This window comes from Pullulanibacillus camelliae (assembly GCF_014642655.1).
Taxonomy (GTDB): domain Bacteria; phylum Bacillota; class Bacilli; order Bacillales; family Sporolactobacillaceae; genus Pullulanibacillus; species Pullulanibacillus camelliae.
The window spans coordinates 71,185-86,595 of sequence record NZ_BMIR01000017.1 but is presented as its reverse complement, the minus strand read 5'-3'; the positions used below and the strand labels follow the sequence as shown (position 1 = coordinate 86,595).

At 41.0% G+C, this 15,411-nt stretch carries 10 protein-coding genes and 1 pseudogene; 6 read left to right on the top strand and 5 right to left on the bottom strand.

What is annotated here, in order from left to right; all coding sequences use genetic code 11:
- Positions 1-325 precede the first annotated feature (325 nt).
- The 5 genes and pseudogenes from IEW82_RS15345 to IEW82_RS15325 all read left to right on the top strand — a co-directional run bounded on the left by IEW82_RS15345 (position 326) and on the right by IEW82_RS15325 (position 6,298).
- The gene (locus IEW82_RS15345; protein WP_188696350.1) at positions 326-571 is read left to right on the top strand and encodes a MarR family transcriptional regulator; all 246 of its coding nucleotides are present in this window, start codon (positions 326-328) and stop codon (positions 569-571) included.
- Between the two features lie 195 nt (positions 572-766).
- Entirely contained in the window at positions 767-1,666 is a 900-nt protein-coding gene (locus IEW82_RS15340; protein ID WP_188696346.1) for a DNA-3-methyladenine glycosylase family protein, read from the top strand.
- A 67-nt stretch (positions 1,667-1,733) separates the two neighbouring features.
- Positions 1,734-2,090 carry a VOC family protein gene (locus tag IEW82_RS15335; protein WP_179234345.1) on the top strand — a complete coding sequence of 119 codons (357 nt, stop codon included), beginning with the start codon at positions 1,734-1,736 and terminating at the stop codon, positions 2,088-2,090.
- A gap of 374 nt (positions 2,091-2,464) precedes the next feature.
- Positions 2,465-3,787: pseudogene (locus tag IEW82_RS20445) on the top strand (IS1380 family transposase).
- Positions 3,788-4,237: 450 nt separating this feature from the next.
- A complete protein-coding gene (locus IEW82_RS15325; RefSeq protein ID WP_188696342.1) occupies positions 4,238-6,298 on the top strand; it encodes a hypothetical protein in 2,061 nt (686 codons plus the stop codon).
- A 333-nt stretch (positions 6,299-6,631) separates the two neighbouring features.
- Here IEW82_RS15325 and IEW82_RS15320 read toward each other — a convergent pair whose 3' ends face one another.
- On the bottom strand, positions 6,632-8,629 hold the full coding sequence (locus IEW82_RS15320; RefSeq protein WP_188696339.1) for a sensor domain-containing protein: 1,998 nt from the start codon (positions 8,627-8,629) through the stop codon (positions 6,632-6,634).
- Between the two features lie 341 nt (positions 8,630-8,970).
- Entirely contained in the window at positions 8,971-9,321 is a 351-nt protein-coding gene (locus tag IEW82_RS15315; protein ID WP_188696336.1) for a DUF1516 family protein, read from the bottom strand.
- Between the two features lie 549 nt (positions 9,322-9,870).
- Between IEW82_RS15315 and IEW82_RS15310 the strand changes: the two genes are divergently transcribed.
- Positions 9,871-11,061 (top strand): ornithine--oxo-acid transaminase, encoded by a 1,191-nt coding sequence (locus tag IEW82_RS15310; protein WP_188696333.1) that lies wholly within the window; start codon positions 9,871-9,873, stop codon positions 11,059-11,061.
- A gap of 358 nt (positions 11,062-11,419) precedes the next feature.
- Here the strand turns inward: IEW82_RS15310 and IEW82_RS15305 are convergent, their stop codons facing one another.
- The 3 genes from IEW82_RS15305 to IEW82_RS20240 form a co-directional block, all read right to left on the bottom strand.
- Positions 11,420-12,859: an NAD-dependent succinate-semialdehyde dehydrogenase gene (locus IEW82_RS15305; protein WP_188696329.1), complete on the bottom strand. Its 1,440-nt coding sequence runs from the start codon at positions 12,857-12,859 to the stop codon at positions 11,420-11,422.
- A gap of 130 nt (positions 12,860-12,989) precedes the next feature.
- On the bottom strand, positions 12,990-14,624 hold the full coding sequence (gene abc-f, locus IEW82_RS15300; RefSeq protein ID WP_188696327.1) for a ribosomal protection-like ABC-F family protein: 1,635 nt from the start codon (positions 14,622-14,624) through the stop codon (positions 12,990-12,992).
- Between the two features lie 650 nt (positions 14,625-15,274).
- Positions 15,275-15,400 carry an RAxF-45 family protein gene (locus tag IEW82_RS20240; RefSeq protein ID WP_268237384.1) on the bottom strand — a complete coding sequence of 42 codons (126 nt, stop codon included), beginning with the start codon at positions 15,398-15,400 and terminating at the stop codon, positions 15,275-15,277.
- Between the last annotated feature and the right edge of the window lie 11 nt (positions 15,401-15,411).

The following is a 15,411-nucleotide window of genomic DNA, read 5'->3' as shown; positions in this document are numbered from 1 at the left end:
AATAGAGATGACATAGGTCATAAGCATAAAAAGGGTTTTATGGATTATCAATCCATCAAAATTACAACAAAATCAAAGTCGATTTCAATTCATCACGGATTCAGGCTATGACTTACATCTATTTTCAGCGAACCAAAAAAATTCCCACAAAGTCTTGACTGACTCATTTTAAATTTGTGTCTTGACGATGGGGTCCACCTTATTTTAAAATCGGAGTAAGTAAGCATAAAGGAGTGAGAGAAATGCGAAGTAGTATATCTTACATCGGTTGGAGGGATGATAGGATACGGAATTGTATCGTTTATTATAGAAAGGATGGTATTTCGTGAATTTTGCTTCTGTACGCATCATCACCGACGACGTGAGACTTTTGGATGTTCTTCAATATTTAGAAGAACATCCAAAAGTCTCACAAAAACAAGCGGAAGCCTTCAAAATTGATCGGACAACAATGGTATCTCAAATTGATTATTTGGAGGAAATCCAGTGTGTGCAACGAGTGAGGAATCCAAAAGATAGGGGATTTTTTGCGTTGAGGGTCACGAAACAAGCCAAGGAGAAATTAAGGTAGGGGGAGCATTATCTCGAAACTATTGAATTGGATGTTCTTTTAGGGCTTTCAGTCAAGGAGCAAAAGGAACTCAAATCGATTTTATTAAGGGTATGGACAACCATATCGAAGAAGTAAAAATAATGAATCGTATTGGAAGAAAATTCGATTGTGACTGTTAATGGGTTTGGAACCCATGGAAAAAGGTGATTTTTAATGTTGTACAAGAAAATTGGTGAGTTATTCCCTAAACCCCCTTTTGATTTTGAAAAAACCATAAGGTTTTTAGGTGGATTTCCCCCAACTAAAAAAGAACAAACACTGAATGAAAATCATCTAACCAAAGCCATTTTAATGAATGATCAAATATTTGTCTTTGATTTACAATCAGAAGGTGATATTGAAAACCCAAAATTGATATACACCATATTTTCAGACAAGGATATCTCGGATAAGAGCTTAAAAATGCTTGAGAAGAAAATCGATCATTTTTTAAGTTTATCTGATGATCTCAAGGAATTTTATACTTTGGCATCGGAAGATCCGTGGTTCCAACACATTAATAAAAAACTATATGGTTATCATCAGGTTAAATTTCTTACCCCTTTTGAAAGTGCCTGCTGGGCGATTTTTACCCAAAAGACACCCACGAATATCGCCAAGGAAATCAAGATGAGATTCTGTGAAAATTTTGGTCAATCACTAGAAATAAACAATCAATGTTATTCTGCATTTCCCGAGCCGGTAAATATCCTTAGGGCTTCCGAGGAAGAAGTAACAGAAATGGTCAAAAATAAGCGAAAGACCCAATATTTGATGTCAGTCTGCGAAGCATTTTCCGATGTTGATGAACAGTTCCTCACCGACGGAGATTATGATGAAGTTGAATATTGGTTAAAAGCCATTAAAGGAATAGGTGAATGGTCAGCCTCGTTTATTCTTATCAGAGGGATTGGGAGAATGGAACGATTACCTGTTAGCGAAAAAATGCTATTAAAGGTGTTTTCGGAAACTTATAAAGGTGATCAGGATGTTAAGGTGATTGCTAATCATTATGGAAATTGGAAAGGATATTGGGCCCATTATCTTCGTGCTTTGGGTGCATTTACAAAATAGAGTAGTATAAAATCGTTCAAAATACAAAATGCTAATATATACCACAATATTAAAGGAGATGAAGTACATGGCTACACCGCAACTCGACTTTTCATCTATTCAGGTAAGGGATCTTGAAAAATCACGTGAATTTTATCAGAATACCTTAGGTTTTGAAATTGAAAATGAAAATCCAGGAGCCTATGTCTTTAAAAATGAAAAGGGCGCTTCTTTTGCTATTAGAAAACCTTTGGTTGATTTGGACAGAGCAGGCAAGCTTGGATGGGGAGTCGCACTTTGGTTTTCCGTTCCTGACGTGGAAAAACGATATGATGATGTGCGTGGCAAAGAAGTGAAGATTGTTAAGGATTTAACAGACAGTCCCTTTGGTAAGGTGTTTACAGTAGAAGATCCTGATGGATATTATATTACTTTCCACGGATAAAATCCCCCTTCGTTTGTACAAAGATATAGAATGTTTTGCCGTTAAAGGGCACTTTTCTGGAGTAAGATAATTATTTATGGACTGAATGGTAAAAACCGATCAGTCTATTTTTTGTCAATAGGGTACACTCTATTGATAAGGGTTTGGCTCCTTGATATTATTAGCTTGATAGACTTTCAATAACACCTATCGTTTTGAAATCGGTTGCACCGTTTTGCTACTTTGGATATGCTTTATATAAACCCAGATTACGAAAGTAAAATAGTAACCTGAATCCGTGACGAAATTTCCGCTTAAAGGCAAACAAATCGCATAAAATTTAGTATAATTGGTATATCAGACAAATTAAATTCATTCCACATTCAGGTGATCTCATGAAAAAGTTTGTGATAGAACCCACAAAAGAACGAATTGTTGCCCAAGCTGGCTTAGCGATAGTAGGAAATTTACTAAATCAAACGAATTTAGTTTCCAGGTTGAATGCCTATAAACTCCCTGATATCTCCCGGTATCCGGCTTGTTCCAATGGTGATGTGGCTAAATCTTATATCGGCTTGCTTTGCCAGGGAGAAAGTGATTATGACAATATTGAAACCTTCCGTGATGATGCTTTTTTTGCACTGGCTTTGGATATCCAGAGGGTTCCTTCCAGCCCGACTCTCAGGCAACGATTGGACCAGGCCGCCTTGGTGGAAAAATGGAAAACGATCTTGCACGAAGAATCGCTGGATCTGATTCGCCATACAAATGCGGAAATCAACCCGGTTTACGCCAAAGACAAGCCGTATATCCCGGTTGATCTGGATGTCTCCCCTTTCGATAACTCCAAGACAAAAAAGGAAGGGGTAGAAAGAACCTATAAAGGCTGTGACGGTTATGGCCCCTATGTTCGCTTACATGGGACAGGAAGGTTACTGCCTGCATGTTGAGATGCGAAAGGGAAGTGTCCACTGCCAAAAAGGTACACCAAATTTCATCCAGGAAACCATTCAATCTGCCCGGAAACTAACATCAGGCTTGATTCCGGAAATGACAGCCGGGATAATCTCATTATTCTCCTAGAAAACCATGCAAGCTTTATTATCAAACGCAATCCCCGTAAGGAAAAAGCTGAGGACTGGCTGTACATTGCCCGAAAATATGGGATCTGTTGTGAAGAACGGGAAGGAAAGAAGGTTTACCTTGGATCCATCCCCGAAACCATTCAAATTAAGGACCAGGAGCGAAGCATCCGAAAAGTTTTTAAAGTGACCGAAAGAACCATCTCAAGAGACGGACAAATTTTTTTAATTCCCGAGTATGAATTTGAAACCTACTGGACGGACCTTGAAGTGCCGCCTCATGTGGTGATCTCTCTTTATCATAACCATGGCACTTGCGAACAGTTCCATAGTGAAATTAAATCAGAACTGGATCTCGAACGGCTGCCGTCAGGCAAATATGAAACGAATGGCCTTGTGCTCCATTTCGGTGTATTTGCGTATAACCTGCTTCGCTTGATTGGACAAGAAAGCTTGAAAAAACAAGATACGCCATTGAAAAAGAAAACAACAAGAAGAAGAATCCGAACCGTCATCCAGAATATGATCACACTGGCCTCAAAGCTGGTTTTCCGTGGCCGGCAATGGAAATTAAAAGTCGCGGAGACCAACAAATGGTTACCGGTCTTTACTCGTTTGTATCAAGCCTTTTACTAAACATCCCGATCAATAGACTACTAGGAAAAAAGAAATAAAAAAACGAAAACTTGCAAAAAATGGAAATTTGCAGATTTATTTGGCGTGCACAAAAACGAATGAAACAGGGAAATTTTTACATACTGAATCACTAAAAGTGCATTTATCGAATAGTCGGACACCACTATATCCTTACTCTTGGGAAATCTACCTATTAACGGCGTTTGTTATATTTTCGTCACGGATTCAGGTTGTTTTTAAAAAAATAGTTTTACAATTGTTTCAAATTGTTTCTTTTGGGTAACAATTACCATTTATGCGAAACCTTTTTCTTTCTCAAAACGTCTATATAAGTGTGTCGTTTTATGACATCTCAGCCATGTCGAATGCTGTTCGAAATTCCGTTTAAAAAATAGTTTTCGATCACTCATGGATGGATACATAGAAAGCTGAAAGATAGGAGTTCGAGTCATGTTTAAAGGATGGTCACTTTATTATTTGAATCTTCGTCTACTCTTCTCTAACCCGATCTATTTATTGGGGCTTTTTGTGTTTGCCGTTGGTTATTACGTTTTATTCACCATTCAGCCTTTCTTTCAGGCCCTGTATACAACGAATGCGATCATCCACACTCTGTCTTTAGGTCTGGCTTTTTTTGTAATTATTAGATCATATCATCACAACGATAACAAGCAGCCCAGCGCCCCTTCTCATGGTATTTTTGAACCGCTTGCTGCCCTGACTTATACCACCGCATTGACAGTTATTACACTCATGATCAATGCCATCCAAGCTTTTATCGCTCCCTTTTCCTATAAAACTATCATTCTACTACTATTCAAGCAGGCGCTACAAGTTGAAGTCTCCTATCTGTTCGCTATAGCTATTGGCTGGTTGCTTGCGGTTGGATTAAACAAGCTGTCGAGCTACATAACATCCTTTTGTATCTGGATATTTTTTACCGGCATCCTCCAATCGATGATTCAGCACTTTCATTGGCCATGGCTTCAACCCTTTCATTTGAATGGCTATTTTATAGGAAGGCTTTCGCAGAGCAGCGAAGGTTTTTGGGGAAGTCCGCTTTTTATCAAAGAACAGCTCATGCTATTCGGACTGCGTTTCCTAATCGCACTACTCTTACTCAGTATCAGCCAATGGCTAATCCATAAGAGGCAGAGCGATGATCAATTGTTCAAACCCAGTGCGTACATCGTTATTTTCGGTGCATGTATTCTCCTTCTGTCTTTCTCCTACGTTAACAGTTGGGACAAAAAGTATAAAGATCTTACCGTGCATTATCATGACAGTTCAGCGAAGAATCAGCTACAAAAACAAGTTACAAATTTAATGCGATCCTATACCATTGACGTCTTCCGCAATAAAGATATTTGGACTGTTAATGCCCAAATTCAATTACAGCATGCACCGAAGCTTAACGGACCACTCTTATTTACTTTAAATCCCGATTTTCGGGTAAAGGAAGTATTAATTAATAATAAATCGGTCTCATTTACCGTGAAAGGCACAACTATAAGCATTGCCAACGATAGCTTTGAAAATGATATGAAAAATCAGACGCTCGCCTTTATTTATCAAGGAAAGCTTAATGAATGGACTATGGGGAAGTCTGGCGATCAGCACTATAACGCCTTCGTAAATGGAGATGATGCCTTTGTTCCTTCTTATCTTGCCTGGTATCCCTTACCTGGAAAAATATCGCTATACAATCAGGAAGGATCTAATTTAACAGCACCAAATCTTCAGGCCAATCCTGTAAGCCCACTCTCGTTCAAGGTCAATCTTCATGGCTTTGCTCAGAGCTTTCTCAGCACATCAGGGACAAAAAGTAAAACCTTTAATGATACGCAGGTATTTCGTGATTCACTCACGTCAGGAATGTCTTTATTATCAGGGCGGTTCCACTCAGAACATGTGAAACAGCTTACCATCGTTGTTCCAACAGAAGAGCGTGCTTTGCTTAAACCTGTGATCCATTATTGTACCTATGCCGATCAACTATTAAATCAGTGGTTAAAGGCTTCGCCATCAGGAACCCTTTTCTTTGTGCCTACTAAAGTAGTGATGAATCAAGCAACAAGCATGGTGCTAGATGGCTCATTTTTATTGAATTCAGAGCAACTATTAAATACCAAAACCGTAGAACCAGAGCTGATGACGAATGAATGGCTCGGCTATGTGATGACTCAACAAAATATCTCTGCCTATCTCTCATCTACACAGCAAAAAATCAGTGAGGATAATGGTGCCAGCTATATGACCTTCGCAGCGATGAATTACATCTTGCAAAAAAATATGGGTAATCCTGAGCCACAGCTTGTAAACAATGCTTTACTATTAAAGACCAAGGCCTATGCTGATGTCAAAAGTGCCATTAAAAACAGTCAGGTGGCTACATTAAAAGCGGTTTTGAAAATACTCTATGACAAGGATATCAAAGATGCTGAAGGCCTCCCGACAATTTCCTATAAAGATTGGCATGGGGCGTGGCAGAGCATTCTAGATAAGCGATGACGCCTGCTCATGGGCCTAAGCAAGAAACGGGCCAAGGCTCACTGATGAAAAACTACTGAAAGCTAAACAGGCATCATCGTTATCCAGCAGGTTGGAATGGAAGGCATGAGAGCTTCGGATCACTCTAAAATCATGTGTTCCGAATCGCCGCTGACTCACAATGCGGAGACTAGAGTCCTGCGAAAAGTGAGAGATCGGTAAGACCTTAGCAGGGCGCAGCGAGAGGAGGCTTGCCACTCCCCCGCGGAAAGCGAGCGGTCTGGAGCAAAAACGTGCACCATCCTTCATGACCAAAATTTTATATTTTCTTTTCTGTTAAAAAAGACGCTTGGTTTACGCAAACGTCGGAAGCTGGTGGATCATTCGCTCAAATTCTTTACTCGGTAAAGGTTTACTATAAAGAAACCCTTGGACCGCATGGCAACCAAAATGCTTGAGTAAATTGAGCTGCTCTTTTGTCTCAACACCCTCAGCGATGGTTTTTAAAGATAGGCCCTTACACATCATAATGATGGCTTTTACAATTGCACTATCCTGATTATTTTCCTTTAAGTTTTTGATAAACGCTCGATCAATTTTTAAGATATCGATTGAGAAATCTTTGAGATAACTTAGTGCAGAGTAGCCCGTTCCAAAGTCATCTAAAGACACGCGTAGACCAAGCGCCTTAAGCTGACGAACGAGCGATATGCTGTATTGAATATCTCGCAATGTCGTACTCTCTGTTATTTCTAGGTGTATATACTTAGGATCTACCTGTTCCTCATCAATAATCGTTTGTATTTGATCAATAAAATCAGGCTTTAGAAACTGCTTAGCCGACACATTGACCGAAATGGAAAAAGGTTTATTGCCCCTTGCTATCCACTCATTAATTTGCTGACAGGCAGTCCTTAAAACCCATAGACCTATGTCTTCGATCAACCCAATCTCTTCTGCAAGTGGAATAAAATGTACAGGTGACAAAATACCGAGCTTCGGGTGTTTCCAGCGAATGAGTGCCTCACACCCAATAATGGTTCCATTGTCCACACAAACTTGTGGTTGATAATAGAGAATAAATTCACGTTTTTTCAAAGCCTTACGCAAGTAGCCTTCAAATTCAATTTGATCCTGAAACGGTGCATTCATATCATTAGAATAATAGTAAGAAGAATGATTCCCAGCCATCCGAGTCGCATATAAAGCAAGGTCGGCATTTTTCATTAACACATCCGCATCAGTACCATTTTCAGGAAACACACTTACTCCCATACTCACCGATAAATAATATTCATTCTCACCATAGAGTAGCGGCTCAGTAAAAGCTGTTTTAATACTTTGAATGAAGGCATCTATCGTTTTCCTTGAGGAGATACCCGGTAATCCAATGGAAAATTTAGTGCTGTCAAAACGCGCAAGCAGCTGATGAGACGAAAGCTTGGACCGCACTCGCTGAGCAGCCAGCTTTAAAATTTGATCGCCAACATCATGACCAACCGCCTCATTGATCAGATTAAAGCGATCAAAATCTAGAAAAACCACGGCAACACCCGACCCATTGTTTTTATCCCTAACCATGCGCTGCAATGTCCTTCTGAACAGACTGCGATTTGCCAGCCCCGTTAAAGCATCATGACTGACTAGCTGTTTAATCTTCTTTTCTGCCTTTTTTTGAGCAGACAGATCGATGCCAACACCGTAAACCATGGCTGTATTGTTTTGATCTCGAACGGGAATAAAAGTGATTTTAAACGGCCGCACTTGACCCACATCATCTAAAAGATCAATGGTCATCGTGCGTGACTTTCCTTGTAAAGCCTGTAAGAAGCCTATCGTAGCACGCTGCTGATGCTTTTCAGAAACATAGTTCATGCCCTTCTGAGCAACGAGCTCACGCCCATAGCCTAAGCTCAATTGACCATGCTTATTAATATGTGTGACTTGACCTTCTGCATTTAAACTATAGATTAAATGAGGAATATCCTCGACAAGAGCTTGATAGTGGGTAAATAACGCTTCATATTTTGACTGCCATTCGGCCTCATTTCCTTTTTCAAGGGGAAAAGCGCGTAGCTGATCTTTTTCTAACATCTGCTCAAGCCATTGCTGCTCTTGTCCTTCAGCCGTTGTCAGGATCACGAGTGGTTTATCCAAAACCAAATTGTGCGCTTCATTTGTTATGTCATTAATTTGTGCATTAGGAAGGGCAGCTTTTATTTGTTTTATGATGGATGGATCATGTGCATTAACAAGCTTAATCCATAATTTTGTCATTTTGTTAATCCGACTATCTTTTAGAAATTGATTAAAATGATCTCGTTCTTCATAAAAATGAATATATGTACTCAAAATGCCAACCTCCTAAGCTGCTTTATCATTTTACAAGGGCGCTTCTCTGACCCTGCTTGATAGACAGGCCTGTGTTGGATCATCATTAATCAAGATAATTCCTACTATCTTTGTTATCGACTACCTCTCACAAAAAGTAAAGCTTTTTAGCACTTATGATGGGATACACCCCTAGATTCTAGTCTTGTTCTCACCGTGCCTTTATTTTTATAACGCACAGTGGTGGTCTGAGCCAATTCACCACTAGAAAGGCGGCATGATAAAACGATCCCCAAACTCCCATACCAGCAGCTAATTGGTAATAATATATAAACAAAAAAAGACAGCCGCAATGGACTGCCTTACTTTAGTACCCCGTATCCAATATAGAATACCCCTGCTAATGAAATAATGAGAATAAGCCAATAGAAAACAGTGCTTACCCTTTTGTTTGTTTTGATGAGGATCATTTCCATCATTGCTATCACTAAGAGACCGAAGATCCCTTTTAGCGTTGGCCAACCAAACTTGTCCCCGCCATACCATTTTGAAACCATAACAACACCTGTGATAAAAATAAGTATGTAGAGTAGACGAAGAATCATATGTAGAATTTTGGCCGGTTTATTCTTCCCAATGATATATAGAATAAAAGTCAGTACAAAAACAATTAAACCTAGTGTCCAAAAGCCTACGTGAGCATGAAGCCACATCGACCACACCTCCTAGTCATAAGTTCACTCTTGCATTATGTAATAATCTATCTAAAAAAAGCTCTTTTAAGTGCCTTCATCTTATCACAATGGATGTCAATGCTTCAACTGTGGTGGTCTCCCCCCTTTTTAATGAAGCCACTAAAAACTATTGAAAGCTAAACATGCACATCGTCATCCAGCGGATTGGAATGGAAATCACGAGACTCCCGCGAAAAGCGAGTGCCTGCCATTGCAATTAGCACCCGAACCTTCCTTGAGTAAGATAAAGTTAGAAAAAGAACCCTTTCAGTGTCTCGTTTTTAATGCCAGGTAAACCCCGTCTTTTCATTCCGTGAAAAAAGATAAAGCAAACTTACTACTCCTGATGTAATTTTTTAATCATACATTAAGGGGGCATCGCAAGCCTCAGAAGGTAAAAAATCATCGCTTGAACCTATGCCATCCTCCTTAAAATCACAAGCAGCGATTTGTAAATTATGTATAGGCTTTCATAGGGACTTTTGTTAAGATAAAAGAAGATGGAATCATAATAAAGGGGTGTATTTTATGAATCATTCAGAACAGATTATTGCACAAACGGAGCAATACGGTGCTAGAAACTATCATCCTCTCCCAATTGTTGTATCTAAAGCTGAGGGCGTTTGGGTTGAAGATCCTGAAGGAAACCGCTACATGGATATGTTAAGTGCCTATTCTGCCGTGAATCAAGGACATCGTCACCCTAAAATCATCCATGCATTAAAAACACAAGCCGATCGCGTGACATTGACCTCGCGAGCTTTTCATAATGACCAGCTCGGCCCCTGGTACGAGAAGGTTTCTAAGCTAACGAATAAGACGAAGGTCCTTCCGATGAACACAGGAGCTGAAGCAGTGGAAACAGCCATTAAAGCGGCGCGGCGTTGGAGCTACGATGTTAAAGGCGTTGCTGATAATCAAGCAGAGATCATTGCCTGCATTGGCAATTTTCATGGTAGAACAATGACCGCTGTTTCCTTATCCTCTGATGCGGATTACCAAAGAGGCTTTGGACCCCTGCTACCAGGTATTAAATTGATTCCCTACGGTGACATTGAAGCACTCAAAGCGGCGATTACGCCGCAAACAGCTGCCTTTCTTATCGAACCAATCCAAGGCGAAGGAGGCATCATCATTCCACCGGAGGGGTTTCTAAAGCAAGCTTATACCGTTTGTAAAGAGGAAAACGTTCTCTTTATTGCTGATGAGATCCAATCTGGACTAGGTCGTACAGGAAGAATGTTTGCCTGTGATTGGGAAGAGGTTCATCCTGATATGTACATTTTAGGAAAAGCACTTGGCGGCGGTGTCATGCCGATTTCTTGTGTCGCAGCCAATGATGCTATTCTTGGCGTCTTTGAACCCGGTTCTCATGGCTCTACCTTTGGTGGTAATCCCTTAGCCTGTGCGGTTTCAGTCAGTGCCCTTGAAGTATTAGAAGAAGAACATCTCGCTGAACGCTCCTTAACATTAGGCAAGCACTTTATGGAGGCGCTAAAAACATTAGATACCCCTGCTATTAAGGAAGTTCGTGGGAAGGGATTATTTATCGGAGTTGAGCTCAATGAACCCGCCCGCAAATATTGTGAAGCGCTAAAAGGCAAGGGGCTTCTTTGTAAAGAAACGCATGAGAATGTCATTCGCTTCGCTCCGCCATTAGTAATTGATGAAAAAGATCTTGATTGGGCGATCGAACAAATTAAACACGTCCTTTCATAAGCCTTTTTTAGAAAAGCCGGGCGCATCAACTTGTTCAATACGGATCACCCTACTGTTTGACAATAACACTAAAGGGGCTGGGGCAGACGTATTCAGCTCATAGAGGAGCCGAACGCATTCACTATTTTGAAGGCATGCGTTCGGCTCTTTGAGTTGAGTCATAAAGCACTTTGTCTACTTTTATCGCTTTCTCGGAACAAATCGAAGTTTATTTGTGAAGTAACGCTGGTCCCGTTCCCATAGCGTCTCCATATTTTGACTACGCTTTTGTTTTCCCTAGCTCTTTTAAAATCTTATCGTTCCGTATGAGAGTGATTTCTTTTCGTTTTGTCTCCCCCTCTTTAACCTGCCAATTCATTCATAAGCTCAGTGACACATATTTTGTTTCGAGATATTCTTCGATGCCTTCTGTGCCCCCTTCGCGACCCAGCCCACTTTGTTTTGTACCACCAAAGGGAGCTTGAGCAGCCGATGGCACCCCATCGTTCCAGCCAACAATGCCATAATCAAGGGCTTCAGAAATCTTGATGCCTCTGGAAACATCTTGTGTATAAAGGTAAGCCGCCAAGCCAAATGGCGTATCATTTGCGAAATGAATAGCTTCCTCATCAGTCTCAAATTTTTGAATAGGAGCAATCGGTCCAAATGTTTCAATATGCATCATTTCCATATCAGGTGTCATCTCTGTGAGAACAGTAGGCTCATAAAAATACGTATGTTTGCTTGGGTCCGCATGGCCTTTACCACCGACAAGGCATTGTGCCCCCTTTTCAAGCGCATCCTTCACCTGCTTCTCTACCTTTTCATAGCCATCCTTATCAATCAATGGACCGACTTCAACGCCATCTTCAAAACCATTGCCATACTTTAATTCTTTCACCCTTGCCGCAAATTTTTCAACAAATTGATCATAGATACCAGATTGTACGTAAAGTCGGTTAGCACACACGCAGGTTTGTCCACTGTTGCGGAATTTGCTGGCTAATACCATGTCGACGGATTTATCCAAATCGGCATCGTCACAGATAATCACCGGAGCATGTCCACCTAATTCCAGTGAAATTTTTTTGATTTGCTTAGCGCTCTTCTCCATTAAGAGCTGACCGACTTGCGTTGAGCCTGTAAAGGTAATCTTGCGCACGCGCATATCAGACATAATCACATTGGTAAAAGCTTCGGGATCACCGCAAACAACGTTAAAGACACCTTTTGGTACTCCAGCTTGTTCAGCTAGCTCAGCAAGCTTTAATGCCGTTAAAGGGGTTTGCTCCGGTGGTTTAACAATAAAGGTACATCCCGCCGCTAGAGCCGGCGCTAGCTTTCTTGTAATCATCGCTGCTGGAAAATTCCATGGCGTAATCGCGGCCACTACTCCGACAGGCTGTTTGATGACCTTAATCCGATGATTTTCCCGCTTTCCTGGGACCGTTCGTCCATATACACGTCGTCCTTCCTCCGCAAACCACTCAATAAAGGAGGCAGCATACGCGACTTCCCCTTCAGCCTCTTTTAAAGGCTTGCCATTCTCCAGCGTCATCAGCTTGGCCAATTCATCCTTATGATCCAGGATAAGCTGGAAATACGCTCTTAAAATATCCGCACGGTCATCGGCTGTTGTTGTTTTCCATGCTGCCAAGGCGCGGTGGGCCGCTTCAACCGCCTGCTTCGTTTCTTCTTCTCCACCGTTAGGGACGCTGCCAATAATCGCCCCTGTAGCTGGGTCGGTTACTTCAATTTTATTAAGCCCTTCTCCAACCCAATTTCCATCGATATAATTTAATAAATCATAGTCTGCCATCCTTATCATCCTCCTCGTTATTTATTCCTTTTATTAAGTCTTTGCTTTCGAGGTAGAATTATCCTATCTCAAAAGAAATCATTGCTTAATGCCTTCTACCTTATTATATATTCCCAAGTTCTTCTCTTCATTAAACACGCTCCCCACTGCTCTTTTTTTCTTTGACGTAATCATAATTACCAGGATAAGCAACAAGCTTTTTATCAACGAGATCATAGGTTTTGTTGAAGCAGTGATTCAGAAACCAACGATCATGAGAGATCGCTAAAACGGTCCCGTTAAAGTCTTCAAGCGCTTCTTCTAATGCCTCACGTGCAGGAATATCAAGGTGATTAGTCGGTTCATCCAATAGCAATAGATTGATATCCTGATGCATAAATTGGGCAAGCCTTAGGCGCATGCTTTCCCCACCGCTTAAATCCTTGATGCGTTTAAATACATCCTCACCATAAAACAAAAACTGGGCTAATGCATGGCGCGCCTCACCCTCGGTAACCGCCACTTCATGGCGAAAGGCTTCAATAACGCGTTGCTCCTGATCACCTTCAAAAGCTGCTTGTGATAAAAAGCCAATATTCACTTGAGCGCCAAGGATAACCTTCCCCTGTTGTGACCGAAGTCTTCCCATAATGAGCTGAAAAAGTGTTGATTTTCCGACACCATTCTTCCCAATGATCGCCGCTCTTTCTTGATGTCGAAGGTGAAGGGTCATGTTGACAAAAAGCGGTTCATCGTAACCAAAGGTAAGCTCTTCCAATCGGATGACATCCTTGCCACTTCTCTCATCAGCTTGAAAGCTGAGTGCCATTTTATCCTGCTCCATTTTCGGTCTAGAGAGCTTCTTCATTTTTTCTAAAGCCTTTTCCATCGACTTCGCTTGACGATGAAATTTGGGATTCGGCGGCTTGGCGCGATTCCCCCATTCTTTTAAGCGTTTGATTGTCGCTTGCATTTGCTTAATTTTCTTTTGCTGCTCCTCATACTTTGCAAAGGCTAATATTAACCGCTTTTCTTTTTCTTCAACAAAGTGACTATAGTTGCCATGATATGGTGGTGCCTCTTCCTCCTCTAAATCAATAATTTTCATGACCGTTTGATCGAGAAACTGACGATCATGTGAAGTCATCACCACTGCTTTTTGACTTTGCCTGAGCCAATTCTCAAGCCATTCCATTGCCTGCATATCCAAGTGGTTCGTCGGTTCATCCAAAATCAAAAGATCGGGCTCTTTAATAAGTAATGCGGCTAACCCAACCTTTGTCTGCTCACCACCACTCAACTGGTAAAGCTGCTGATCTAGTAAAAAGTGAATGCCGAGTCCATGAGCAACTTGATTCACTCTTGAGTCGATTTCATAGCCACCCTGTTCTTCAAATGCCCCCTGAAATACCCCATAGCGTTCAATAAGTTTAGTTAATCGCTCAGGATCTGCTTCACTTGCCATCTGCAGCTCGAGTTGTTTTATCTTTGCAGCAATGTCATGTAAAGCCTTAAAAGAACTGTTCAGATACGCCTCAACCGTCATCTCATCATTCATATGCGGCATTTGCTGTAAATAGCCGATCACCGCGCCTTTTTTAATGGCAATACTCCCACGATCACACGGTTCCTCGCCCACTATCATTTTTAATAATGTTGTTTTCCCACAGCCATTAGGTCCAACAAAAGCGACCCGTTCACCTTCCTGAATCTCTAACGATAAATCATCAAAAATGGATTGTCCTGCTATATTTTTTTTAACATGATTGACTGAACAGATAATCATGCCGATCACTCCTTTAATAATAAAATCACTTTTAACATATGCTTTTCTTTTGAGAAGAGGGGGAATCCTTCCTACCAGTCCATGCTTCGTAACGCAAAGAAATTGCCGATTAATCAACGTAGATGCAAGAGACCTGAAACACTAAAAAAAGTATCCCAATAACGCCACTTCCTCACAAAAGCGTTAACCTGAAACTTGAGTCACTTAAAAAAGATTCATCCACAAAAAATAAGAAAACTTGGCTTGCACCGCTTCGTTGGTCCTCCTGATATGATTTTTGCAAATCACATACTTAGGTTGTCGCCAGGCCTTAGATGGCGAAAATCAATGCCAGACTTAGACGCTCTTCCTTTGAGAGCGCCAGCGAAGTTATACCTTTTGATCGTAAAAAAAACCATAGGGCTACACATCCCTATGGCATCCTTCACATGTATTCCATTGCCTTGTTAAAAAGCAAGCCTTTGAAAACAAGCCAGCGGCTTAATTTATACTTTGCTTTTAGAAGCCCATTTAATGCGTCTTAAAAGCAATGAGCTAACTGCTCTGCTTTCTTATTCTCTAATGGGCAAATCAAAACGCAAAAAGAGAGCAAGATGCCAAGCATTCGCTCTCCTCCGGTAATCCGTCTATGCGAGATGTGGGATAAGCATCTATTCAATGGTGTATTCAGTTTCTCTAAAAAAGGGCAGACTTTCCCCTTTGAAAGAAAAACGGAAAATAATGGCACAGCATTGGTAGATATAGTCAACAACCTGTGCTAAACCATTGAATAACATACTTCCACACC